19 protein-coding genes are annotated in these 25,386 nt (G+C 57.6%); 11 read left to right on the top strand and 8 right to left on the bottom strand.

Features of this window, described 5'->3' with window-relative positions; all coding sequences use genetic code 11:
- Nucleotides 1-6,322 (bottom strand): hemagglutinin repeat-containing protein (locus AKL27_RS24200; RefSeq protein ID WP_157057078.1); only part of this gene is annotated, 6,322 nt, incomplete at its 3' end.
- A 19-nt stretch (nucleotides 6,323-6,341) separates the two neighbouring features.
- Nucleotides 6,342-8,036 (bottom strand): ShlB/FhaC/HecB family hemolysin secretion/activation protein, encoded by a 1,695-nt coding sequence (locus AKL27_RS24195; protein ID WP_232311090.1) that lies wholly within the window; start codon nucleotides 8,034-8,036, stop codon nucleotides 6,342-6,344.
- A gap of 11 nt (nucleotides 8,037-8,047) precedes the next feature.
- Here AKL27_RS24195 and AKL27_RS27970 point away from each other — a divergent pair, with 11 nt between their 5' ends.
- On the top strand, nucleotides 8,048-8,209 hold the full coding sequence (locus AKL27_RS27970; protein WP_157057077.1) for a hypothetical protein: 162 nt from the start codon (nucleotides 8,048-8,050) through the stop codon (nucleotides 8,207-8,209).
- 419 nt (nucleotides 8,210-8,628) lie between these two features.
- Here the strand turns inward: AKL27_RS27970 and AKL27_RS24190 are convergent, their stop codons facing one another.
- From AKL27_RS24190 to AKL27_RS24180, 3 genes are all read right to left on the bottom strand, one after another.
- A complete protein-coding gene (locus AKL27_RS24190; protein ID WP_050465444.1) occupies nucleotides 8,629-10,347 on the bottom strand; it encodes a methyl-accepting chemotaxis protein in 1,719 nt (572 codons plus the stop codon).
- A 75-nt stretch (nucleotides 10,348-10,422) separates the two neighbouring features.
- The gene (locus tag AKL27_RS24185) at nucleotides 10,423-11,343 is read right to left on the bottom strand and encodes an AEC family transporter (RefSeq protein WP_050465442.1); all 921 of its coding nucleotides are present in this window, start codon (nucleotides 11,341-11,343) and stop codon (nucleotides 10,423-10,425) included.
- 7 nt (nucleotides 11,344-11,350) lie between these two features.
- The gene (locus AKL27_RS24180; protein WP_050465440.1) at nucleotides 11,351-13,336 is read right to left on the bottom strand and encodes a cation:proton antiporter domain-containing protein; all 1,986 of its coding nucleotides are present in this window, start codon (nucleotides 13,334-13,336) and stop codon (nucleotides 11,351-11,353) included.
- A 198-nt stretch (nucleotides 13,337-13,534) separates the two neighbouring features.
- On the opposite strand from AKL27_RS24180, the gene AKL27_RS24175 reads away from it, so the two are divergent.
- The 9 genes from AKL27_RS24175 (at nucleotide 13,535) to AKL27_RS24135 (ending at nucleotide 20,125) form a co-directional block, all read left to right on the top strand.
- Nucleotides 13,535-14,563 carry a KpsF/GutQ family sugar-phosphate isomerase gene (locus tag AKL27_RS24175; RefSeq protein ID WP_050465437.1) on the top strand — a complete coding sequence of 343 codons (1,029 nt, stop codon included), beginning with the start codon at nucleotides 13,535-13,537 and terminating at the stop codon, nucleotides 14,561-14,563.
- Entirely contained in the window at nucleotides 14,563-15,111 is a 549-nt protein-coding gene (locus AKL27_RS24170) for a KdsC family phosphatase (RefSeq protein WP_050465436.1), read from the top strand. Before AKL27_RS24175 ends, AKL27_RS24170 begins: the two co-directional genes overlap by 1 nt.
- The gene (lptC, locus tag AKL27_RS24165; RefSeq protein ID WP_050465435.1) at nucleotides 15,108-15,710 is read left to right on the top strand and encodes an LPS export ABC transporter periplasmic protein LptC; all 603 of its coding nucleotides are present in this window, start codon (nucleotides 15,108-15,110) and stop codon (nucleotides 15,708-15,710) included. Before AKL27_RS24170 ends, lptC begins: the two co-directional genes overlap by 4 nt.
- 66 nt (nucleotides 15,711-15,776) lie before the next feature.
- The gene (gene lptA / locus AKL27_RS24160) at nucleotides 15,777-16,328 is read left to right on the top strand and encodes a lipopolysaccharide transport periplasmic protein LptA (protein ID WP_050465434.1); all 552 of its coding nucleotides are present in this window, start codon (nucleotides 15,777-15,779) and stop codon (nucleotides 16,326-16,328) included.
- A 1-nt stretch (nucleotide 16,329) separates the two neighbouring features.
- Nucleotides 16,330-17,073: an LPS export ABC transporter ATP-binding protein gene (gene lptB / locus AKL27_RS24155; RefSeq protein WP_050465433.1), complete on the top strand. Its 744-nt coding sequence runs from the start codon at nucleotides 16,330-16,332 to the stop codon at nucleotides 17,071-17,073.
- A gap of 15 nt (nucleotides 17,074-17,088) precedes the next feature.
- On the top strand, nucleotides 17,089-18,579 hold the full coding sequence (locus AKL27_RS24150; RefSeq protein WP_050465432.1) for an RNA polymerase factor sigma-54: 1,491 nt from the start codon (nucleotides 17,089-17,091) through the stop codon (nucleotides 18,577-18,579).
- 105 nt (nucleotides 18,580-18,684) lie between these two features.
- Nucleotides 18,685-19,032: a ribosome hibernation-promoting factor, HPF/YfiA family gene (gene hpf / locus AKL27_RS27315; RefSeq protein ID WP_083439266.1), complete on the top strand. Its 348-nt coding sequence runs from the start codon at nucleotides 18,685-18,687 to the stop codon at nucleotides 19,030-19,032.
- A gap of 170 nt (nucleotides 19,033-19,202) precedes the next feature.
- Complete coding sequence (gene grxD, locus AKL27_RS24140; RefSeq protein ID WP_050465429.1) at nucleotides 19,203-19,514, top strand: Grx4 family monothiol glutaredoxin; 312 nt, start codon at nucleotides 19,203-19,205, stop codon at nucleotides 19,512-19,514.
- A 26-nt stretch (nucleotides 19,515-19,540) separates the two neighbouring features.
- On the top strand, nucleotides 19,541-20,125 hold the full coding sequence (locus AKL27_RS24135) for a UbiX family flavin prenyltransferase (protein ID WP_050465428.1): 585 nt from the start codon (nucleotides 19,541-19,543) through the stop codon (nucleotides 20,123-20,125).
- A 77-nt stretch (nucleotides 20,126-20,202) separates the two neighbouring features.
- On the opposite strand, the gene AKL27_RS24130 is transcribed toward AKL27_RS24135, so the two are convergent.
- Both AKL27_RS24130 and mdeB read right to left on the bottom strand, forming a co-directional pair.
- Nucleotides 20,203-20,961: an SDR family oxidoreductase gene (locus AKL27_RS24130; protein WP_050465427.1), complete on the bottom strand. Its 759-nt coding sequence runs from the start codon at nucleotides 20,959-20,961 to the stop codon at nucleotides 20,203-20,205.
- 217 nt (nucleotides 20,962-21,178) lie between these two features.
- Nucleotides 21,179-23,860: an alpha-ketoglutarate dehydrogenase gene (gene mdeB, locus AKL27_RS24125; protein ID WP_050465426.1), complete on the bottom strand. Its 2,682-nt coding sequence runs from the start codon at nucleotides 23,858-23,860 to the stop codon at nucleotides 21,179-21,181.
- A 141-nt stretch (nucleotides 23,861-24,001) separates the two neighbouring features.
- On the opposite strand from mdeB, the gene AKL27_RS24120 reads away from it, so the two are divergent.
- Nucleotides 24,002-24,478: an Lrp/AsnC family transcriptional regulator gene (locus tag AKL27_RS24120; RefSeq protein ID WP_050465453.1), complete on the top strand. Its 477-nt coding sequence runs from the start codon at nucleotides 24,002-24,004 to the stop codon at nucleotides 24,476-24,478.
- Nucleotides 24,479-24,499: 21 nt separating this feature from the next.
- Here AKL27_RS24120 and AKL27_RS24115 read toward each other — a convergent pair whose 3' ends face one another.
- Nucleotides 24,500-25,291: a class I SAM-dependent methyltransferase gene (locus tag AKL27_RS24115; RefSeq protein WP_050465425.1), complete on the bottom strand. Its 792-nt coding sequence runs from the start codon at nucleotides 25,289-25,291 to the stop codon at nucleotides 24,500-24,502.
- Nucleotides 25,292-25,386 lie beyond the last annotated feature (95 nt).

Raw genomic sequence — 25,386 nt, 5'->3', positions numbered from 1 at the left:
AATTGCCAGCGGCATTTTTTGCGGCATTGACGAGGGCGTTTTGCGCCAGACTTTGGCCGCTGTCGACGCTGGCCGAGATACTGCTGCTGTCGCTGTTGTAGGATGCCTTGTTGTCGATGTCACTTGTGGTGAGGGTGCCGGTGAGCAGCTGGTTTTTTTCTTTCGGTGCACTGCTGTCGATGACACCGCCAGTGAGGTCGGTGTGGTTGTTGACCTGGATGTTGAAGCCGCCGTCGCCGGCGACGATGCCGCTTTGTTCTCGTACACTGTGGAATTCGCTGTTGGTATTAGCGTCTTCGGCACTGGCTTGCGCCGACACCGTATTACCAACGCAGAATGGCGGCACGCACAGGCTGACGCCGAAGCCGGAACTGCTTTGCTCACTGTCGTAGACCTCGCTGTCTTGCCGGCTTTCGATGGTGAGGTTGCGGCCGACTTTGCTGTTGATGGTATTGCCGCGCATAGTGCCGCCGCGCAGATTGGTGTCGCGGCCGCTGACGCTATTGAGGGTGTTGGTGGCAATCACTTCGCTGTTACGCTGGGTGGTGCTGTCGCCATTGGCAATGCCCTTGGCGATATTGGCGCCCAGCTCTAGCGTGAAACCGTTTTGTTCACCGCCGAGGGCAAAGCCGACGCCAACCGAGCCACCGCCGCTATGACTGTTGCTGCGGTGGGACGTGGTGTCCTGGCTGCTGTCGATATCAAGGTCGCGCAGTGCATTGAGCACGATATCGTTACCCGTAAGTCGGCTACCGCGCAACTTGATGTTGCCGTTGTCCTCGCTGTTTTCTTTCTTATCGTCAGTAGCGTTATTGCCCACCGCATGCACGCTGAGCTTGCCACCGGCTTGCAGTGTGCTGCCATGTTCTTGACTGGCGCTGGCGGTGCTGCTGCTGTCGCTGCGTTGCATGCCCGCGGCTACAGTCACCTTGACCAATTGTGGCGCAGTACCGGTGGTGGGAATTTTCTTGAGGGCGTTGAGGGCGTTGAGCGCGTTCAGCGCGGCCTTGGTGCCGTACAATCCGGCCAGACGCTGATCGCCATTGGCTTGTGCTTCGAGCGCCTGATTGGCGGCTTGCATGGCTTGACCGGCGATACCACCAATCGAGGTCGTGACACCGACTTGCTTGCTGTTGCTGGTGGCGCGGCGGCGGCTGGTGTCGGTGCCGGGAGACAGCGCGATATTGCTGCCCGTCAGGGTCATGTCGTTGCCGGCCAGTAAATCGCTGCCGCTGACCTGGAGGCCTTGTTGCGCCGTCATGCGCAAATCACCTTGGCGTGCAGTCACCTGACTGCGGTTGTCGCTGTTCAAGTCTTGCTCAGCGTCGAGGCTGTCGTCGGTGATGCGGCTGCCGCTGCTGGAAGCGGTGCCGTGATTGCTGCTGCCGAGATTGCCGATACTCTTGCCGCTGTTGGTGCGGGTCTGGCGCAAGGTACTGCGACCGGCGTCAATGTCGATTGCGCCCTGACGCGCCAGCAGCGTGACATTGTGCTCGGCGCTGACATCGGCACCGCTCAGCTTGATATTGCCATCATTGCTGGTGATGGCAATGTTGGCTGCGGCAATGCTGCTGCCTTGCTGGGTCGTGGCGTGCAGATTGGCATTGTGCTCTGCGTTTTCTTTTTGAAACGGCACGATGCCAACACCGCTATTGTTGGGACCGCCGGAGATACTGCGCGCCGCATCACCGGGACTGGCGACAGCACTGGTCAGGCTGTTGCTTTTACTGTCGCTGCGATGCTGTTGGCTAAAGCTGTCGGTGACGGTGTTGAGATTGACATGGCGTGCAGCTTCCACTGTAGCGTTGCCACCGGCGACCAGGGTGCTGCCGATGATGTCGATATCTCCATTGCGCGCCTTGCCATCAGCCTCTTTGCTGCCATCGCCGCTGGCTGTCAGGTCCATATTGCCGGCCGCGCTCAAAGCACTGCCGCTGTGACTGACGCTCGCGGTCGCGGTATCACTATTGCTGCTGCGATTGCCGATGGTAACCGCCACTTGCGGCACGGTGCCGGCAGCAGCGCCGATCTCTTCAGCCATGGCTTTGCGCTTTTGCGTACGGCTGCCGTTGCTGCGCGAAGTGCTTTGCAGATTGCGGAAGGTATCGAGCGGGGTCCCGACCAGTCCAATACCGATGCCACGTTCACGACTACTGTTACTTGTCGTCAGCGCCATCTGGTCCTGACCGGGGGTGATACGGATCTCTTGCGCGGCGATGGCGATATTGCCACCGCTGCCATCGGCGGCTGCACCGGCGATGATGTCACTGCCAACAATAGCGGCGTTAGTGCCGGCACGGATCTTGACATCGCCTTGGGTGGCACCGACCACGCTGCGGCTGGCGCTTTGCGTGCGTTCGTTGCCATCGGCACGACTTTTTTGCGAACGACTGCCAATGGATAGCCCGCCATCGCCGCTCATGATGCCGGATTGGCGTTCGTGACGTTCATGATGTTCTTGCCGGGTGTTGACGGCAGCTTCGATCTGCATTTGCTTGCCAGCCCCCAGGGTGACGCTATCGACCGCGATGACGTTGCTGCCTTGCACGCGCATATCGCCGGCCGCGGCCAGATCAATGCGATTGCCGGTCAGCGTGCTGGCGATGGCGCTGGTGGTAGCGACCTGGTCCACCGTGCTGACCGAGCTGGAAGAAACGACATGATTGCTGTCGACCCGATGACGGCTGTCGAGCTGACTGCTGGCGACACCGTTTTCCAGCGTCAGCTTGTTGCCAGCGGTAACGCTCAGATTACCATCACTGTCGATGTCAGCGGCACGTATTTGCACGTTGTTCCCGGCACGCAGTTCCAGGTTTCCGGCACTATTGATGCTACTGCCGATTTCTTGGGTATCGCTTTGTGTCAATTGGTTATTGTGGTCCCAAATGGTGCTGCGCTGATGACTTTCGCTGACGGTACCGAGCCCTAGGTTGCGACCTGCACTCAGTGTAGTGTTGCCGTTGCTGCCGGCATTATTGATCTCGGCAGCATCCATCTGCAAGTCGCGCTGCGCGGTAATGTTCAGCACAGCGTCTTTACCACTGGCAAGCAATGCCGCACCGCGGTTGATATTGCTGCGCCGGGCATGGGCGACTTCGGTGTCGCGACGGCTGGCTTGAATCTTGATATCACGTTCTGCTTGCAGACGCAGCTTCTCGGTAACGGCAATATCAGCGCCATGGATCTCGATGTCGTTGCGGGCCTCGACGTGCACTTCTGCGGCACTGATGCGACCGCCAATGTGGCGGATATAGTTGGCATTGATTGCCACCAGATCGCGGCCGGCGATGGTGCCACTGTTAATGATGTCGTCATCACTGCTGATCGCGACCGTTGCGGCTGACAATACGGTACCGCTACCATCAATATCATCCGGCTGCAGCCGCACATAGAGTTGCGGCACCAGTGCCCGGACTTTTGTGCCATCCGGCAGCATGACGTCGCGCTCCTCCAGCCACACGATGTCGCTGGTCAGTTGCGCGATCTGAGCCGGACTGAGGGTAATACCTGGCGTCAGTTGCCATGTCTTGGCATAGGTAATGCCCTGATCCAACAGCGCGCGATATTGTGCTTCATCATTGGCATAGCCCTGCAGAAAGCGCCGCCCGGTCAATTTTCCGACTTGTTCACGTATCCGTTTCTGTTCGTGAAAACCATCGCCCAGGCGTTTTTGCGTCAAGGCCGGATCCACATTCAGTTGCCGCAACATGTAGTCAGATGACAACCAGCGCTGGCGATGGGTAAAACGTGGATCGGTTTCAATGAGGTAAGTGGCGGCTGGATCCGCTGGCGTGCGGAACAGGCTGTTCCATTGCTGGCCGGCAGTCACATCGTTCTTGCCAATGCTGCGTATGACGCGACCAGCGACATCGCGGATAGCGCGGTCAGTGGCATTGTCAGACACGGCTTCATGCGTGGCGGGCGGGAGAGCAGACGGCATGCGTCCCGGCGCTACGACATATTCTTGCTGGCGCTCCAGTTTCAGCGGAAAGGTGGTGGTCAGCGGGGACCACGAATAGGGGCTGTGCTGCTCAACGTTGCAGGTCTTTCTGCCCATGAGACCACATGATTCGGTGGTGTGGTACATGGTCTGCCCGGTGCGGTGGACCGTGTTTTCGCCAGCCACATCATCGCCGGCGTAATCCCCCTCGAAGCGGCCACCGGCCAGCATGTGGCTCTTGTCATTGTTGATCTTGCCGCGCAAGATCATATCACCGCCGGATAGCATGCGGGCCGGTACAGTTTCATCAATCACTGTGCGATAAACCTGCTGCTGGTACTTGTAACGGTAAAAATCAGAATGGAGCGCACCGGTCTGTTTAACGTACATACTGTAGGTGCTGCCGTTATCCGGCAGGCTGATCTCGTCGCGGCGATACAGAGGGCCTCCGCTACGCGCCATATACTCTTCCCTCGCACCGCCTTGGGTGGGATCAAGCGGCTTGCTAGTGGCGTAGTGCAAGTTGATATTGTCAATCTGGCGCGCCGTGATATCGAGCTTCCCATCGGCGTCGATGGTGGCGCTGCGGTTGTTGACCAGATCGGCGCTGCCGCTGGCACGATGCTGCGCATCAAGCTCTCCCCCCATGATCAAATCACCGCCCGAATACAACAATGCCTGTGCGCGCGGCACAGGTTTTCCATGGCGGTCCCTGTCGCTTGGCAGTGCACGCACCGCCTCCTGTTCACGATTGTTGAGTGTAGTCACGCCAAGATCGAGACGCTCTCTGGCGGCGATCACGGCGGCGGCAATCCGCTCTGCACGCAAGGCCACTTCATTGTTGAGCGTGGTCGCGGCAATTGCCACCTGGTCGCCATAAATGCGTCCGTCGCCGACGTTGTTCAGCGTTTCTGCGTTAATCAGCGTTTTCCCATCACTGCTGAGCAGACCTTGGTTATTGATGGTCGCTGCATTCAGGCTCAGGTTATCGCGGGCAATGATCTCGCCATCTTCGTTATTGATAGTGTCCGCATCAATGTTGACCTCGTCGCCCTTGATCCGGCCGCCGTCAAGATTGTCCAGCGTTTGTGTGTCGATGCGCATCTTGCTGCTGCGAATCGCACCACTGTTGCGGATGATGTCGGCGCTCATGTTCACGTCATCACCTGCTATGATTTCGCCACCCTCGTTATTGACTGTGCTGGCGTCGATGTCGATCTCTTTTCCTTCTATGCTAGCTTTGTCGGCGTTATCGAGCGCGTGCGTATTGATCCGATTTGTGCCTCCAGCGTGGATCGTGCCATTATTGCGAATGGTCTCGGCGCTCAACGTCAGATCGTTGCCGCCCAGGATATTACCGCTCTGGTTATCTATCGCGTTGACCTGCAGGTTCATCATGTCTGTGCTACTGATCTGACCACGGTTGAGCAGCATGCCGTCGGCCGTGATATCAACTTCGCCGGCACTGGCACCGATATGCCCGGCATTGCGCACACCGACCCCAGCCTCGGTGCCGACCAACATGATCTGGTTGGCATACATGCCGCCCAGTTGGCCGACATCAATGCCAAATTGCGGTGCAGTATCGGTGGCAGCCAGTGGCGTGACTTGGGTATGGGCAGCATTGATCTGGTTGGTGCCCGCCGTCACTTTCAATTTCCTCGCCCAGATGCCGGCATTGGCTTGCACGGCGCGCGCCATGATTTCCGTGAAATCCGATTGACGGCCGTCCAGGCCGGCACCTTCGATACTGACCTTGCCGCGCTGTACCAGATACGATTCCAGACTGCCGTTGTTGAGAACCGGCACACCAGTCGTGAGCGTGCTGCGCCAGGCATTGATAAAGCCGCAGCCATCACAGGAAATGCCGGCAGGATTTGCCACCACCACCTGAGCGGGATCGCCGCCGACCTCAATGAATCCACGCAAACGGCTGGGATTGCTGGACCAGATTTCATTGAGAATGACGTTGGCACTGCCGTTGACCAGATGCGGATTGCGCTGAATCCAGCCGCCTTGCTGGGTGGTGGTGTCGGTACGGGAGTTATTCAGAATGACGCCTTCAGGACCGACATTAAAGCGCTCGAAGATATTGTGCGATACTCCGCCCGTACTGGGCGTTTGAATATTGACTTGGGTCCGGCCGTTAGCGGTATTGAGAATCTCTGCCTGCTGTGTCACAGGTGCCTGTGGATGGGCGCTGATATGGGTGTCAACTGCGGTATCAACTACAGCTTGGGCCAGCACCGCCGTGCCTGCCATGAGACTGGCTGCCAACAGCAGCACTGTGGTGCCCCCCGTGACAAACGGTACTACACTTTGATGGACTCTCAGTGCCGTGCCAACCCGGAGAAACCGGCGACGATAATTTTGCTGATCCATGATGACTCCACAAGAGATTTCAAAACGCGTAATGCAGTTGAAAGCCCGCCGTCAGACTGGCAGTGGCAAAGTGATCGGGCTTGGATAACGGTGTGCCGGTAAAGAAGTCGTAACTCAGTTGCCGCAATTGGCCGCGCACCCCGGCCACGGCGCCTGCCAGACGGGTGCCGGGCAGGCGAATTGCCGTCGGACCGCCTACTTCACCGTAATCCAACCCGAGATAGGCTTCGTGCATGCCGAGGGAGATTCCGACATCATTGCGCAGCAACCAGCCACGCTCGGCCAGCAAACTCATTTCACCGTCGAAGCCGCGCACCGTATGCCGGCCACCGATGGCAAAGCGGTCTTGTGCCGTCAATGGCGTCTCATTCCATTGCATGCGGCCATGCAAGCCATAGCGAAAATCCTGCCGGCCCCACGGCATGGTGAGCTGAAACGGCAGGATCAAATTGAGGTTGCCAGTAATGATCCTGAAGCGCGCGCTGCCCTCGCCGAATTTTTCTTCCGGCGCCGGCAATGCACCAAGAGCGCCGGTGCCACGTCGGTAGGCCAAACCCAGATCAAGTGTGGTGTTAGCGACATATTCGCGATGCTGCACGCCAAGTTCCCACGCGACCGTACGTCGCCGTTGCACTCGGATTTCGGCATCGTTAATGAAATTGCGGGAGCCACGCAACAGGCCACGTAGCGACAAGCTGGTTTTTCCGGTAGCGTTGCGTTGCAAAATGCGCGTCAGTTTGATCTCGGTCAGATCACTGTGACCACTGTAGATATAGGGCCGTCTGACACCGGCGACGACCTGATAGTAATCGCTGGAATTGCTGGTCAGTCCCGCAGTCCAATAACCGAACGGCAGCGAGTAGTGCACTGTATAAGCCTTGCTGCGCTGCCCACTGCCGCCGCCGATATCGTGCGTAAAGCTGGCGTAAAACATATCGTTCAAGGTCCACCAGTTATCGAACGACAGGGTGACGCTACCCTGATAACGGCCAGTGGCATCACTGCCGCCATTATCGAGCGACAGATTGAGACGTAGCGGGAATGCCTGTTGATAGCGAATGATCAGATCGCTGTCGCCGGGTTGCGGATTATCAGCGTCGCTCGGCACAATCTGAATGTCGGCGTGGGCGGTCGGCACGCGTCGCCAATTTTCGAGGCCCTGCTCAAGGTCGCGCAGATTGATCAGATCGCCATCGTTGACAGGCAGTGCATTCCATTTGGTGCCGCGCACACTGGCATCGGCAGCAAACCGCACGTTGCGCACCCGCCCCGGCACCAACGTCAACACCAGCGTGCCGCTTTGCAGTTGCTGTGCGCCGGCCAGAACGCGCGTGGTGACAAAGCCGCGCCTGGCGATTGCATTTTGCACGCGACCGAGGACGGCATTGATACCGTTTTTGCCAAGGCACCGGCCAATTGCGGGGTCGTCACCAGCGCTGACACGCTGCAAGGCAAAGTTAAATTGTTCAGCTGCGTCACCGCGCAAGACAATCGTATTGATAGCAAAGCATGGTGTTTCCGCGCCGGGCAATGGCGTCAATTGCGTAGCCCCGGCATTGGGCAAGAGCCGCACATGGGCTGCAGCTTCCTGTTGTTGACGGGTCGCCTGTTCACGTTCTTGCTGCCGCAGAAACTCTCGCGCACCACCTGCAATACTGGCCGGAGTCCGCGCCAGTGTCGGCGAACAAGAAGCCCACAATAACAAGACCGTCACGATGGAGGCAGATGGACGCCCAAGAATGGGAAACAGGACAGGAGCAGCAATTGCAAGGGCAAACAAAAATACGTTCCTTCATTGATCGTGCCGCCAACAGCGGCATGGTAATGCGTTCCGGATTCTGTTGCGTGCCTGTACAGTGCGTTGAGTACGTTGCAGAAATTGAATGATTTTTTCAAGTATCGACGATACAAACCGGTGTCGCCATTGACAAAACAATGATGCCAAATAAACAATAAATGCATTATTCAACAAATTAAGAATAGAGTCCCGCCGAATTCATGAGTTTTTTCTAAACAGATTCAATAATTCATTTTTTTCACTGAAAATCCATTTTTATTTAAAAAAATACCCATTAATTTTCCGGTAAAAATACGATATCAAATTGGAATTTACTGACAAGGAAATGCATGGATCTGATTTCTGCATGCCGAAGTCGTCGTTAACGATCACACTGCCCACCACCAGTTCGGCAATACTGGAAAATAGTGCGCTCGATTACGCCGACACGACTTCATCTGCCTGCTTGCGAAAATAAAAAAGGGTCCGCTATCGCAAACCCTTTTTCATTTGATGTTATGGAACAGAATCAGAACTGTTCCCAGTCACCATCATCACTGCCCCCGGCCTTGACCGCCGGTGCGGCCGGCTTGGCTGCGGCGATTTTCCTGACTGGCGGTTTGGCGCTGCTCAATGCAGCCGGACGCGGCGTGATATCGACGCTGGGCCGGACCACTGGTGCGGCCATGCTGACGGCGCGCTGCCCTTCATGCAACTTGAACACACCGACCACGGTCGCCAGCCGGCCGGCCTGATCTTGCAAGGATTGCGCCGCTGCTGCAGCCTGCTCCACCAGCGCGGCATTTTGCTGCGTGACTTCATCCATCTGCGTAATGGCGCGATTGACTTCTTCGATGCCGGTACTTTGCTCCTGACTGGCTGCCGTGATTTCACCCATGACGTCGGTCACGCGTTTGACGCTGGCCACCACTTCATCCATGGTGACGCCGGCTTGCCCCACCAGCTTGCTGCCGGTGCCGACCTTTTCTACCGAGTCATCGATCAGACTCTTGATTTCCTTGGCCGCTGCCGCGCTGCGCTGCGCCAGGCTGCGCACCTCCGAAGCCACCACGGCAAAACCGCGACCTTGTTCACCGGCACGTGCCGCTTCGACCGCCGCATTCAAGGCCAGAATATTGGTTTGAAACGCGATGCCGTCGATCACGCTGATGATGTCGACAATCTTGCGCGATGAGTTGTTGATGGCTTCCATGGTGTCGACCACCTGACTCACGACCTGACCACCCTGGATTGCCACCGATGACGCCGATGCTGCCAGTTGATTGGCCTGGCGCGCATTGTCGGCATTTTGCTTGACGGTGGAGGTCAGCTCTTCCATCGCCGATGCGGTTTCTTCCAGCGAACTGGCCTGCTGCTCGGTGCGCGACGACAAGTCCAGATTACCGGTGGCGATTTCGCTGGACGCGGTGGCGATGGTGTCGGTACTGGCACGCACTTCGCCCACGATTTTTTGCAGATTGTCGCTCATGGTTTTGAGTGCTGCCATCAACTGTCCGGTTTCATCGCTGGAACGTACTTCGATCGGATGCGTCAGATCGCCGGCCGCGACACTTTGCGCGACCTTGACGGCGGCATTGATCGGTCCTGAAATCGCTTTCACCAGCCAGATACCCATGGTCACTGCCACGATCAAGCCTACCGCGATGGCCGCCAACGTGATGCTCAAGAACAATTGATAGCGTTGCTGCGACTTCAGATACAGTTCCTTGCCGACATTTTGTTGCAGGGCTTCCAGCTTGGTAATGCCGGCGTCGGCCTGTGCATGCAGTTGCAACACCTTGCCGTTATACAGATCGCCGGCCAGCGGCAGGTCGTGGCTGCGCAGGGCTTCGATGGTCGGCTTCACGCCTTCATCCAGAAATTTGCGATTGAGAATGATGAACTGATCGGCGTACTGTTTTTCTTCTGGAGTCAGGTAAGTCGCCATGTATTCTGCCCAGACTTTTTCGCCGGCTTTGAGCTTGGCTTGCAACGCATCCAGATTGGCGTCGAGCTTGTTCGGATCAGCCACGATCGCGTGCGCAATACCGCTGCGCCCTTCGCTCACGGCATCCGACACCTGCCCCAGTTGCGTCAGGGCGATCAGCCGGTCTTCGTACAATGACTTGAGATCGTTGTTGGTGGTTTGCAAACTGTTCAGTCCGACCAGTCCCATCGCCGCCAGCAGCACCGACAGGAACCCGATCACAAAAATCAGACGCGCCTTGATTGATAAATTTTTAAACATGATGTCTCCCTTTATCGACATTCGAATTACCCGGACCCGCCTCCGGACACAAGCATATCCCGTACCAACCGGGCATTAACCTGCGCCGGCCGGCAAGCCCAGCCAGAGTCCGACAGGTACAAACACAAGCGCGGCCAGATTTCCCAGCAACACGATCGATGCCACCTTATCCGGCTCTTGCCGATATTGCTCTGCCACCATAAAACACAACACCGCCGGCGGCAGCGCTGCGAACAAGAACATCTGTCCACGCTGCGCACTCGTCAGCGGCAAGAACTGATCCAGCACCAATGCCACCGCCAGCCCCACCAGCGGGCAAGTTGCAGCACCGACCAGACCGATATGCCAGCTTTTGAAACTGATATCCATCATGCGTACGCCAAGCGCAAACAGCATGATCGGGATACTCGCTTCGCCCAACAGTTTCATTGCCGACAACAATGGTTTGGGCACCGGAATATGCAACAGCGCGAACAGCACGCCCAGGATCATCGCCATCATGATCGGGCTGTTGAGCAACTTGAGGAACGAACCGGGCCGCGTATTGCGCCCGGCCTGCAGCATCTTCACACCGACCGAAAAGTAGATGAAGGTGGCCGCCGTAAACAACGCCACCGCCGCCGACAGGCTTTCCGGCCCGAAGGCCAGCAGCATCAGCGGCACCCCCATATTGCCGCCGTTGTTATACATCATCGGCGGCAAGAACGTGCGCTTGTCATAGCCCAGCAGACGCGCCACCGGCCATGCCAGCACGCCAGAGCCAAGTGAAATCAGCACGCTGGCCAGAATCAGCCAGCCGTTATGGAGCAGGTCGAAATCCTTGGCCGCCAGGGCACTGAATACCATCAGCGGCGCCAGCACCTCCATCGACACCCGGTTGACCGATGCCATGTCGGACCGTACCACCTCGCCGCGCCAGCGGGCATAGCCGTAGCCAATCGCGATAATGGCAAAAACCGGCAGAATGATACTGCCGATGTGTTCAATAATTTCCATAATTTTGTCAGGTCAGCAGGTGTTTTTCGGCACGTGCAATATTTTCTGCAGTCCCCCGCAGCACGACAATGTCGCCGGTCTGCAGAATGGTGGCCGGCAGTACCGGCAAGCGCGCCTTGCTCCGGCGCAGCATGGTGACCTCGGTGCCGAACTGGTCCAGCGCCAGATCGCCCAGGGTCTTGCCGACCGCTCTGGCGCCATTGATCAGCGGCACCGATTGCAGCCGCACATTGAGGGCTTCACCCTGATCATCGACGTCGGAGACGCCGTGAAAATAACCGCGCAACGAGGTATAGCGTTCGTCGCGCGCGGTTTGTACCCGATGCACAACGCGCCGCAATGGTACACCGAGCATCACCAGCGCGTGTGAGGCCAGCATCAGGCTGCCCTCCAATGCTTCCGGCACCACTTCGGTGGCACCGGCGGCCAGCAGTTTATCGAGATCACTGTCGTCATGACTGCGCACGATCACTGGCAATTCCGGCGCCAGTTCATTGGCGTGGTGCAGCACTTTGAGCGCCGATGGCGTGCTGGCATAGGTCACCACCAGCGCAGCCGCACGGTGAATACCCGCCGCCACCAGACTTTCACGCCGCGCTGCATCGCCATACGAGACATGGGCACCGGCTTCTCGCGTGTCGTGCACCAGTTCGGGATCAAGTTCCAGCGCGTGATAGGGAATGCCCTCTTCTTCCAGCAGCTTGGCCAGACTTTGGCCGCTGCGACCGAAGCCGGCGATGATCACGTGTTTTTGGGTCGACATGGTGCGCGTGGCGAGTTGCGTCAGCGCCAGCGATTGCAGCATCCATTCATTGGAAGACAGCTTCATGACGATGGCGTCGGATTTGGCCAGGATGAATGGCGCCGCCAGCATGGATAACACCATCGAGGCCAGAATCACCTGAATCAGCAGCGGGTCCATCAATTGCAGGCCGCCGGCCTGATTCAACAGCACGAAACCGAATTCACCGGCCTGCGCCAGCGCCAGACCGGTGCGCAGCGCGACCCCGGTCGAGGCGCCAAACAGTTTGGCGAGCGCCGCGATCAGGCCGAACTTGAGCAGTACCGGCCCCGTCAGCAACAGCAACACCAGCCACCAGTGCTCCAGCACCAGATGCACATTGAGCAACATGCCGATGGTGATGAAGAACAGTCCCAGCAGAACATCGCGGAAGGATTTGATGTCTTCTTCCACCTGATGCTTGTATTCCGTTTCGGAAATCAGCATGCCGGCCACGAACGCGCCCAGCGCCAGCGACAAGCCGGCCTTTTCGGTGATCCAGGCGGCGCCCAGCGTAATCATCAGCAGGTTCAGCATGAACAATTCCTGCGAACGCCGTTTGACGACGATCTGGAACCAGCTGCGCATCAGCTTTTGCCCGAAGAACAACAACAAAGCCAGCACCACCATTGCCTTGGTACTGGCCCAGGCCAGGGTCACCAGCAAATTGCCGGAATTCTTGGCCAGCGCCGGCACAATGATCAGCAGCGGCACCAGCGCCAGATCCTGAAACAGCAAAATACCGAGAATGCGACGGCCGTGTTCGGTTTCCAGTTCCAGCCGCTCGGTCAGCAGTTTCGAGACAATCGCCGTGGACGACATGGTGAGCGCACCGCCCAATGCAAATGCCGCTTGCCAGCTGATATTGGTCAGTTGCGGCAAGACATACACCAGGCCCCAGCCGCACACCATGGTCACGGCAATCGTGGTGAGGACTTGCGCCACCCCGAGGCCGAACACGATGTGGCGCATTGCCGACAGTTTTGGCAGGGAAAACTCAAGACCGATGGAAAACATCAGGAACACCACGCCGAACTCGGCCAGCGCGTGGGTGGTTGCATTATCTTCGGCGAAGCCCAGTCCGTGCGGACCGATCACGATACCCACCACCAGATAGCCGAGCATCGGCGGCAAATGCATCATGCGGAAGGCGACCACGCCCAGCACGGCAGCGCCAAGCAGAAATAAGGTGAGCTCTAGGCCGGAAAACATGGTGTCGGGGGCGAAGGATAAGGGTGAAATGGAGGCTGCAAGCCACTCGAAGCCAGAATCATGCCAGTAAACCCCGACCAAAATCCGGGCATGACGACTTCGCGTGTTGGAAATTGTGCAATCGCTTCACCTCGTTGTCGCTATGCACCAAATAATCTGGCAAGTTTTTTGCTTTAGTAATTCGTTTATACTTCGGTTATGAGTGTAACCGAACATAAAATCTTGCCGAAATCTTTTTCTGAAGAAAGCGCGTTGCGTGCGCTGAAACTTGCTCGTCAAACTCTGCAGATCGAGGCTGACGCCATTCTGGCAATGAAAGATCGCCTGTCCGACAGCACCGATGCGCCGCTGGCCCGGGCCGTCGCTTTATTGCTGCAATGCAATGGTCGCGTGGTGGTCTCCGGCATCGGCAAGTCCGGCCATATCGGTCGCAAGATCGCCGCCACTTTCGCCTCTACCGGCACCCCGGCGCTGTTCATGCACCCGGCCGAAGCAGCCCACGGCGACCTCGGCATGGTAACCCCGAACGACGCCTTCATTGCCATTTCGAATTCCGGCGAAACCGCCGAGCTGATGGCCATCGTGCCCATCATCAAACGCATGGGTGCGACGCTGATCGCCATGACCGGCAGCGACAGCTCCAGTCTGGCGCAACTGGCCGCGGTCCACCTCAATGTCGGTGTTGCGCAAGAAGCCTGTACGCTCAACCTCGCCCCCACTGCCAGCACCACCGCTACTCTCGCCATGGGCGACGCCCTGGCAGTGTCGCTGCTGGATGCGCGCGGTTTCCGCGAAGAAGATTTTGCCCGCTCCCATCCCGGTGGTGCCCTCGGCCGCCGCCTGTTGACCCATGTCCGTGACGTCATGCGCAGCGGCGATGCAATTCCGGCGGTCACCCCGGATGTGTCGTTGTCTGCGGCGTTGATGGAAATCACGCGCAAGGGCATGGCGATGACCGCCGTCGTGGATCAGGATTTCAAACCCATCGGCGTGTTTACCGACGGTGACTTGCGACGCTTGCTGGAGCGCGGCGAAGATTTCCGCGGTTTTTCCATCGCCGACGTCATGCATGCCAATCCGCGCACGGTCCATCCCGACCAGCTGGCGGTGGATGCGGTGCAACTGATGGAAGAATTCCGCATCAATCAGGTGCTGGTGGCTGATTCCGGCGGCGTGCTGGTGGGTGCCCTGCATATCCATGATCTGACCCGCGCCAAGGTTATCTGATGAGCGACTTTTACAGCGCCGCCAGTGCGGCAGTGATCGCCCGGGCCGCACAGGTCCGGTTGATGATTTTCGACGTCGATGGCGTATTGACCGACGGCGGGCTGTATTACGGTGCCGATGGCGAACCGGTCAAGCGTTTCAACGCACTCGACGGTCACGGCATCAAACTGATTCAGCAATTCGGCGTGGCAACCGCCATCATTACGGCGCGCCAGTCACCGATCGTATTGCGACGCGCCAAGGATCTCGGCATTTCGCACGTATTTCAGGGAGTACACGACAAACGCCAGGCATTCGAGCAGTTGTTGCAGCAAACCGGTATCGCCGCCGACGCTTGCGGTTATCTCGGCGATGACGTAATCGACCTGCCGATTCTGTGCCGCGCCGGCTTTCCGGCCTGCGTGGCGAATGCCCATCCGGCGGTCAAAAGCCGTGTGGCGTACGTTACCCAGGCCAGCGGCGGCCACGGCGCCGCGCGTGAATTATGCGATTTGCTGCTGCATGCGCAAGGCAACTACGAGGCGGCGCTGGCGCCGTATCTGGCATGAGCGGCCGCCGTGGGGAACGCTCGGCGCAACGGGTACGCTTGCTGATCATTGTGGTGGTACTGACCGCACTGGCCTTGGGCAGCTTCTGGTTTTTGCAGGTGATGCACCGCAGTATCGACGACAGTCTGTCGAATCGCCCGCGCAACAAACCGGATTATTTCGTCGAGAAATTCAATTACGTCAAAATGGCGCTCAACGGCCAGCCGCGCTACGATATTTCGGGTGCCAAGATGGTTCATTTCCCGATTACCGACTCGTTTGAAGTCGAGCTGCCGGTGATCACCACGCTGGACCCGGCCAATCCGCCGATGACGCTGCGGTCGCAACGGGCCGTGATTGAAGATGACAACAGCAAGATTCACATGTACGGCGACGTCAACGCCAACCGCGCAGCGACGGCGAAGTCGGAAAACCTGCATCTGAAATCGGAATATCTGCTGCTGCTGCCGGATGATGATGTCATCAAGACCGACAAGCCGGTAGAAATCACGATGGGGACTTCGGTCATGACCGGCACCGGCATGATCGCCAATAATGCGACCAAAGAATTGCAGTTGTTGAACAATGTGCGTGGACTGTATCAGCCGCGCACACGCTAGGGCTTGTATCACGAGCCCTGAATGTCGAGCCACCATTACATCGCCAGACCTTTTGTGCAGGAATTTATGAAACCACTATTTTTATCGCCGCTGCTGGCTCTCGCGTTGCTGACCGGCATCGCGCATGCCGAACGTGCCGATACCTCCAAGCCGACCCGTATCGAGGCGGACCAGATGGTGTACGACGACGTCAAGCAGATCAAGACCTTCATCGGCAATGTGGTGCTGACGCGCGGCACCTTGCTGATCAAGGCCGGCAAAGTGGTGCTGACGACTGATCCGGCCGGTTACGAATACGCCACCCTGTATGCAGCGCCGGGCCAGTTGACCAGCTTCCGCCAGAAACGCGATGGCGGCCCCGACCTGTGGATTGAAGGCCAGGCCGAGCGCATCGAATACAACGAGAAAACCGAGATCACCAAACTGTTCTCGAAAGCCCACATGCAACGCATGAGCGGCACCAAGGTGACCGACGAGGTCAACGGTGAATTCATTTCCTATGACAGCCGTTCCGAGTTCTATTCGGTCAACAACACCAGCAGCGGCGAAAGCAAGCCGGGCGCAGGTCGCATCACGGCAATCATCCAGCCGCGCGTTGACACTCCGAAAGGCCCTTGAGATGGCAATTAGTTCTCTGGTAGTACGCGGACTGAAAAAGAGCTATGGCGCACGGCAGGTAGTGCGAGATGTATCGCTCGAAGTGGAAAGCGGCGAAGTGGTCGGTTTGCTGGGCCCCAACGGTGCCGGCAAGACTACCTCGTTTTACATGATCGTCGGCCTGGTGCCATCGGATGGCGGCGAGATCGATCTCGACGGTGCGGCCATTTCGCGCATGCCGATTCACCAGCGCGCTGCGCTCGGCTTGTCGTACCTGCCGCAGGAAGCCTCGGTGTTTCGCAAGCTGACCGTGGAAGACAATATCCGTGCCGTGCTGGAACTGCGCATGGAAGATGGCAAGCCGCTGAGCAAAGATGAAATCGAAGGCCGGCTGAATAATCTGTTGCATGAACTGCAAATCGAAAAACTGCGCGAGAGCCAGGCCTTGTCTTTGTCCGGCGGTGAACGCCGGCGCGTTGAAATTGCCCGCGCACTGGCAACCGATCCGCGCTTCGTCTTGCTCGATGAACCATTCGCCGGGATCGACCCGATTGCCGTGATCGAGATTCAGCGCATCGTGCGCTTCCTCAAGGAACGCGGCATCGGCGTTCTGATCACCGACCATAACGTGCGCGAAACGCTAGGCATCTGCGATCGCGCCTACATCATCAATCAGGGTACCGTGCTGGCCAGTGGCAGCCCGGATGACATCATCGCCAACGAGTCGGTACGACGCGTGTATCTCGGCGAACATTTCCGCATGTAGCGGCAAAAAGAATAGATGAAACAATCCCTCCAGCTACGCACCTCCCAGCATCTGGCACTGACGCCGCAATTGCAGCAATCGATACGATTGTTGCAATTGTCTACGCTGGAACTGCATCAGGAACTGGAGCAGATTCTGTCGGACAACCCGTTGCTGGAACGTCTCGACGATGCCCTCGACAATTCGGTACGGCTGCTGGCCGACGGCGCCATCAGTTCGTCGCCGTCGCAACTGGCAGAGGCTGCCGACACCCATGTCAGCAACACCCCGGCCGAGGCCGACGGCGAAGCGGCGGCATTCGAACAATCGGAAGCCCCGGCGGCGGCCGACAATGTCAGCGGCGATACCGACTGGAGCTTCGACGATGTGGCCCGTACCGGCAAAACACCGGACGACGAAGATTCACGGCCACAACTGGAAGCGCATGAAACCAGCCTGCGCGAGCATCTGCTGGAGCAGATGCGGCTGACCGTCAGAGAACTGCGCGACCGGGCACTGGTGGAACTGCTGATCGATGCCCTCGATGATCATGGTTACCTGGAAGAACCGCTGGAAGATATCCATGCGCGGCTGCCGGAAGAATTGGAAATCGACCCCGATGAACTGACCATCGCGTTGAAACTGTTACAAAGTTTTGACCCGGCCGGTGTCGGTGCACGTTCCGCTTCCGAATGCCTGGCGTTGCAAGTCAAACGCTTGCCAAAAATACCATTCGTCACGCGTCGTCTGGCGCTGACCATTGTTGAAGATTACCTGCCGTTATTCGCACAACGCGATTTCAACAAGATCAAGAAAGCCATCGATTGCGACGATGAAGATTTGCGTGAGGCACAAACCGTCATCCGTCAGTGCCATCCGCACCCGGGCGCAGCGTTTGCCCCACAAAGCTCGGATTACGTAGTGCCCGACGTGATTGTCAAACAGGCAAAGGATGGCTGGCAGGTTTTGCTCAATCACGACGTCATGCCGCGCTTGCGCGTCAATGCCATGTATGCCAATGCGCTCAAGCAAACCAAGGGCGAAGGCTCGCTGGTGTCACAATTGCAAGAAGCCAAATGGCTGATCAAAAACATGCGTCAGCGCTTCGATACCATCCTGCGTGTGGCACAGGCAATTGTCGAACGACAACGGAATTTTTTCTCACACGGCGCGGTCGCAATGAGACCCCTTGTGTTGCGCGAAATAGCTGATACACTGGGTCTACACGAGAGCACCATTTCTCGTGTAACCACTCAGAAATACATGCTCACACCGCATGGAATGTTTGAGTTGAAATATTTCTTCGGCAGCCACGTCGCAACGGAAACCGGAGGTGAAGCTTCCTCCACAGCGATACGGGCTCTCATCAAACAACTGATAGGAGCAGAAGACCCCAAGACCCCACTCTCAGATAGCAAGATTGCAGATATGCTGGCAGAGCAAGGCATGGTGGTGGCGCGACGCACTGTTGCAAAATACCGTGAAGTACTGAAAATCCCGCCAGTCAATCTACGCAAATCTTTATAAGTTTTTTCGTTGTAATCTGCACCAGTTGCTGTGTTCTGGCGTCATGTTCTGACCATGCCGGACAATGCGCAGGAACCTCCAGTGACCTCACGATAGGAGTGTTGTATGAATCTGACCATAAGCGGACATCACCTCGATTTAACCCCAGCCATCCGCGAATACGTGCAAAGCAAGCTTACTCGTATCAAACGCCATTTCGACCATGTCATCGACATCAGTGTCATCCTCAGTGTAGACAAACTGACAGAAAAGGAAAAAAGGCAGAAAGCTGAAGTCAACGTTCACGTCAAAGGAAAAGATCTCCACGTCGAAAGTATTGCGCATGACCTTTATGCTGCCATCGACTCCCTGATCGACAAACTGGATCGCCAGGTCATCAAACACAAGGACCGCGTGCAGGACCATCACTCGATAGCAAAACGACTGCCCGAAGAACCGTTGGCAGCTACGTAAACACCACTTCCCCGCCGGTCAAGCCGGCCTGAGAAAGAAGGGCGCAGAGGCGCCCTTTCTTGTTTTTGTTTCCCGCAGGAAACCATGCCCCGGCAATCCGCCACTCTTCCAACGCAGCCGCACGCTTTTCCATATAATGACGACATTGTGAACTTTTTGAAGGTGTAGTCATGAGCGACGTGCAAGTCTGGATCAAGGAAACTGTCACGCAAAACCCGGTCGTGCTTTTCATGAAAGGTACTGCCCAATTCCCGCAATGCGGCTTTTCCGGCAAGGCAATTCAGTTGCTCAAGGCCAGCGGCGCAGAAAACATCGTGACCGTCAATGTGCTGGAAAGCCCGGACGTGCGTCAGGGCATCAAGGAATATTCGAACTGGCCAACCATCCCGCAACTGTATGTGAAGGGTGAATTCATCGGCGGCTCGGACATCATGAATGAAATGTATGAATCCGGCGAACTGAAGACGCTGCTTTCTGCCTGATACCCACCAACCCGGTAAGCCACGCCATGTCTGATCCGCAACGACTGATCGTCGCCATTACCGGGGCCACCGGCGTTATCTATGCGGTGCGCCTGCTGCGCGTCTTGCGCGACAGCGATATTGAAACGCATCTGATCGTCTCCGACGCCGGCGTACTGAATCTGCATCAGGAACTGGACATGAGCCGCAAGCATGTCGAAGCACTGGCAAACGTTGTGCACAATGTGCGCGACGTCGGTGCGGCGATTGCCAGCGGCTCCTTCATTTCTGCCGGCATGATCATCACGCCGTGCTCGATGAAAACCCTGGCCTCCGTTGCCCACGGCCTGTCCGACAATCTGATCACGCGCGCTGCCGATGTGATTCTGAAAGAACGTCGCCGGCTGGTGCTGATGGTGCGTGAAACGCCGCTCAACCTGGCGCATCTGCGCAACATGACCAGTGTCACCGAAATGGGCGGCATCGTTTATCCGCCGCTGCCGGCCTTCTATCACCGCCCGGCCTCCATCGACGAGATGGTCGACCACACACTGGGGCGCGTGCTCGACCTGTTTCCGGTCAAGCATGACCTGACGCCACGCTGGAACGGTCTCAAAAAAACTGCCGCCTGATTCGCGGCATTCACGACCAGTTTCAGTCATGCAGTCCGGCCACAGCCGGACTTTGCTTCTGCACCGTTTCTGCTTGCTCAGCCGCGACCAATGAACGGCATCTTGGTCGCCATTACCGTCATGAACTGGACGTTGGCATCGAGCGGCAAACTATCCATGTACAGCAATGCGCTCGCCACATGCGCGGCATCCATGGTCGGCTCGACCTTGGTTGAGCCATCCGCCTGCAAGGTGCCCTTCTTCATCAGCTCAGTCATGTCAGTCGACGCATTGCCGATATCGATCTGACCGCAGGCGATGTCGTAACGGCGACCATCGAGTGAGGTCGATTTGGTCAGCCCGGTGATGGCGTGCTTGGTGGCAGTATACGAAGCCGAGAATGGCCGCGGCGCATGCGCCGAAATCGAACCGTTGTTGATGATGCGTCCGCCGCGCGGCGATTGATCCTTCATGATCTTGAACGCTTCCTGCGTACACAGGAAGACACCGGTCAGGTTGATATCGACGGCCGATTTCCATTGTTCGTAGCTCAGTTCTTCAATCGACATCGGCGGCGCAAAGATACCGGCGTTGTTGAACAGCAGATCAAGCCGGCCGAATTTGTTACGGGTTTCCGCAAACAGGTTCTTGACCGACGCCGGGTCACTGACATCGGCCGGCACCACCAGCGCATGCGCGCCGAATTCACCGGCTTCTTTCAGCGTCGCTTCCAGCGGTTCACGCCGGCGACCGGCCAACACCACGGCATAACCGGCACGCAACAGCGCCAGCGAAATTTGCTTGCCGATTCCTGAACCTGCACCTGTGACGAGTGCTATTTTCTTTGCTGCTGTCATGTCTCTGCTCCTCTGTAATCAATTCGCAGCGGGTTATCTGATCGCCATCCGCGCACCGGATCCCGTCTGCACCATGGCCGCATGCGGCAATTGCATCCCGCTGCACACGGCTGAAAAAATCACGCCATCCATACCGTAACGATATGGATGGCGTTTCACTATAGCAGCAGATATTTTTCTCTGGGGTGAGATATTTTCAATTGATGCAGCTACCCCGTTACACTGTGGTCGACAGCGGCTTGTCGAGTACCACGCCGAGAATGCCTGCCGCCTCTTGCAGGAAACTGCGGCCAGCGGCGCCGGTGTGCAACCCGGTCAACGCCGTGTAGGCAATCCAGCGCGCATCAACTTCAAAGAAGTCACGCAGATTGGCACGCGTATCGCTGCGACCGAAACCATCAGTACCCAAGGTCACATAGCGCCCCGGCACGAATGCCCGGATGCCTTCCGGCAGACTGCGCACATAGTCGCTGACCGCAATCACCGGCGCGCTGCTCCCTTGCAATTGCTGTGTGACATACGGCGCGGCGCTGCCGGTACCCATGCGCTGCAAGCGTTCGGCAGCGATGCCGTCGCGTGTCAGTTCGGTATAGCTGGTGACACTCCAGACCTCGGCCTTGATGCCAAATTTTTCTTGCAGCAACGTGGCTGCGCCAATCGCTTCCTTGACCATCGGACCGGCGGCCAGCAAACGCACCTGAGCATCGGCATCGCCTTGCAACAGATACATGCCGCGCAAGATGCCATCCTTCACATCGGCCGGCATGCTCGGTTGCGCTTCATTTTCATTCGTGACGGTAACGTAATAGAACACGTCTTCGTTGCGCTCCAGCATGCGCCGCATACCGTCATCGACAATCACCGCCATTTCATAGGCATAAGCCGGATCGTAAGCAACGCAATTGGGAATCGTGGCGGCCACTACATGGCTGGTGCCATCCTGATGCTGCAAGCCTTCGCCGCCCAGGGTGGTACGGCCGGACGTGGCACCGATCAGGAAACCGCGCGCGCGCTGATCGGCAGCGGCCCAGATCAGATCGCCAATACGCTGGAAGCCGAACATCGAGTAATAAATGTAGAACGGCAGCATCGGCAAACCATGCACCGAATAACTGGTGGCAGCCGCAGTCCAGGAAGAAATCGCACCGGCTTCGGTGATCCCCTCTTCCAGAATCTGGCCATCCCTGGCTTCACGATAGGACAGAATCGAGCCGATATCTTCTGGTTCATACAACTGGCCCTGCGACGAATAAATACCGACCTGACGGAACAGATTTGCCATGCCGAAGGTGCGCGCTTCATCGGCCACAATCGGCACCACATATTTGCCGAGCTCAGGATCCTTGAGCATATTGCCGAGCATGCGCACCAGCGCCATGGTGCTCGACATTTCCTTGCCCTCGGCTTCCAGTGCAAATTTGGCATGCACCGGCAATGCCGGCACTGTACGCGTGACCTTGCCGGCAATCCGGCGCGGCATGTAACCGCCGAGTGCCGCACGCCGCGCCAGCAGATGCTTCATTTCTGCGCTGTCGGCAGCCGGCTTGTAAAACGCCAGGCTGGTACATTGTTCGTCGCTGAGCGGCAACTTGAACCGGTTGCGGAACGCCAGCAAGCTGTCTTCGTCGAGTTTCTTTTGCTGGTGGGTGGTCATCTTGCCTTCACCGGCGGCCCCCATGCCATAACCCTTTTTGGTTTGCGCCAGAATCACGGTCGGCTGACCGCGATGATTGGCCGCTGCCTGATAGGCCGCATGGATTTTCTTCATATCGTGACCACCGCGCCGCAAGCGGTTGATTTCTTCGTCGGTCAGCGTCGCGGCAATCTTGCGCGTGCCTTCGTTCTGACCAAAGAAATGCTCACGGTTGAAAGCGCCGTCATTGGCAGCGAAGGTTTGCAATTGGCCATCCACGGTGCGGTTGAGCGCATCCACCAGCGTGCCGTCCTTGTCGCGCGCAAACAGTTCATCCCAGTCCGAACCCCACAGCAACTTGATGACATTCCAGCCGGCACCGGCAAACAGCGTTTCCAGCTCATCGACGATGCTGCCGTTGCCGCGCACCGGTCCGTCCAGACGCTGCAAATTGCAGTTGACCACAAAGATCAGGTTATCCAGTTTTTCGCGCGACGCCAGACTCAGTGCCGCCAGCGATTCCGGCTCATCCATCTCGCCATCGCCAAACACGCCCCACACCTTGCGTCCCTGATCCTGCAACAGACCGCGATGCTCCAGATAGCGTAAAAAGCGGGCCTGATAAATGGCATTGATCGGACCGATGCCCATCGAGCCGGTCGGGAATTGCCAGAAGTCCGGCATCAGCCATGGATGTGGATACGACGACAAGCCTTGCTTGCCATGTTTCTTGGCGTCAATTTCACGGCGGTAATAGGTCAGGTCATCTTCTGTCAGCGCCCCTTCGAGAAACGCGCGGGCATAGACACCGGGCGCCGAATGCGGCTGAAAGTAAACCAGATCGCCGGCGAATTGCGCATCGCGGGCGCGGAAGAAATGGTTGAAGCCGACTTCAAACAAATCGGCCGCCGACGCGTAGCTGGCGATGTGGCCGCCAAGTTCGCCATAGGCCCGATTGGCACGCACCACCATCGCCAGCGCATTCCAGCGCATCACGCTGGCCAGATGCTCTTCGATCACTTGCGCATCGGAGCCACCCGGAAACGGCGGTTCCTGTTCATGCCGGATGGTGTTGGTGTACGGCGTGTTGCGCGCATCGCGCCAGTTGATGCCCCATTGCTGGGCCGCAGCGCTGAGGCGCGACAGCAAAAAGCGGGCACGGTCCGGCCCTACCTCTTCCACTACCCCGTGCAACGCCTGCAACCACTCCTGGGTTTCTTCAGCGTCGATATCGATGTCTTTGGCGAATCCGCTGGCTGATGACATTTCCACTTTACGTCTCCGTTTGAATAATGGAATCAATTTACGCCTTATTGCGCAGCATGAGTCACTGAAATCAATCGCTCAATGCCCTGCATTCAGCATAGAATGCTGAATATTGAATTTATACAGATTTTAATTCTCCATATGGAACTCGACACCATTGATTTGCGCATCCTGAGCATACTTCAGGAAAACGGCAGCATCAGCAACCTCGACCTGGCCCACAAAATCAGCCTGTCGGCATCGCCGACGCTGGCGCGCGTCAAGCGTCTGGAATCCAACGGTATCATTTCCCGCTATGTGGCGCTGGCCAACCCGCACTTGCTGGGATTAAAGGTCAATGTGTTCGTCAAGGTCAGTCTGGAAAAGCAGGAATCGCAGGCACTGGCGCAATTCGAAAGTGCCGTCAGCGCCTTCGATGAAGTGATGGAGGTCTACCTGATGACCGGCGATGAAGACTATCTGCTGCGCATCGTGGTGCCGGATTTGCAGGCGCTGGAATATTTCATTCTTGAACACCTGACCAAAATTCCCGGCATCAAGAACATCCGTTCCAGCTTCGCCCTCAAGCAAGTCAAATACAAAACAGCATTGCCTATCGATGCTCGCCATCCGCGCTGACACAACGCGACACCCACGCGGCTATGCCTGGGTCTCTTCTTTGACCGTATAGAACGCCGCAGTCGCGTAGGGCACGGTCACCGTTTGCTTGCCATGGAGTGCCGGCTCGCCGGCAATCAGCGCGTGCAGTTGCGCATCGATTGCCGCCCGCTCCGCTGCCGGCAAGGCGGCCACGAAACTGGTCGAGCGCACGCGATTGACGATCACGTCTTCCGGCGTGCCGGTGTGACCATGGGAAAAGTGCTGTTCATGCAAAGGGCCGAAACCGTCAAACGGAAATACCTGTCGCCACGCGCCGGTGTAATAACGCGGGGTGTCACCTTCTACCCGGTTCACCATCTGATCCAGACGCGCGATCCAGTCGACGCTGCCATCGCGCATGTTCCAGACCAGTCCCAGCTTGCCGCCGGGTTTCAGGACCCGGTGAATTTCGGCCAGTGCGGCCTTGCTGGCAAACCAGTGGAAAGCCTGCGCACAGATCACCGCATCGACCGCTGCATCCGGTAACGGAATCGATTCCGCCATACCTTCCAGCGCGTTGACCTGAGGCAAGCCGGTAGCCAGTTTGCGCAACATCTGTGGCACCGGTTCTACCGCAATGACACTGGCGCCGGTGGCCAGCAAACGCGGCGTGAATTTTCCCGTGCCGGCGCCGAGATCGACAATGGTTTTGCCGCGCTCAGCGCCAATGTCGTTGCGCAACCAGTGTTCAATTTCGGGCGGATAGTCGGGACGACCGCGCACATAACTGTCGGCAGCGCTGACATAACCTTCGGCTGCAGCATGATGAATCGCATTGCCTGGCTTGCTCATCGTGGTACTCCTTGCTTGAACTGCATTGATTGACGCGAAGCCACCACACTGTTGCAGTGTCTCGCAACCATCCCCTCTGCCCGCAGAGTATACGC

This window comes from Herbaspirillum autotrophicum (assembly GCF_001189915.1).
Taxonomy (GTDB): Bacteria; Pseudomonadota; Gammaproteobacteria; order Burkholderiales; family Burkholderiaceae_D; genus Herbaspirillum; species Herbaspirillum autotrophicum.
The sequence above is the reverse complement of the archived record's forward strand: the minus strand, read 5'-3'. Positions and strand labels throughout refer to the sequence as shown.